A 223-nucleotide genomic window follows, 5' to 3' on the forward strand; every position below is an offset into this window, starting at 1 on the left:
CTTCCTCGGCAATGAACGGCCCGACTTCTACACGACCTACGCCGAGACTCAGGCGGCAGCCCAGGCGCTGGGCATTAAGAGTCAGCCCGACTATAAAAAGCGCTACCGCGAAGACTCGCGGCTGCCAGCCAGCCCCAGTGAGGTCTATGCCGATGCCGGCTGGATTGACTGGTACGACTTCCTCGGCAATGAACGGCCCGACTTCTACACGACCTACGCCCAG

At 61.4% G+C, this 223-nt stretch carries 1 protein-coding gene; it reads left to right on the forward strand.

Annotated features, from left to right (window positions below; all coding sequences use genetic code 11):
- A partial coding sequence (locus tag LO50_RS23540) for an integrase repeat-containing protein (RefSeq protein ID WP_044316556.1) occupies positions 1–223 on the forward strand: 223 nt, incomplete at both ends.

This window comes from Stutzerimonas stutzeri, from assembly GCF_000935215.1.
Classification (GTDB): Bacteria; Pseudomonadota; Gammaproteobacteria; order Pseudomonadales; family Pseudomonadaceae; genus Stutzerimonas.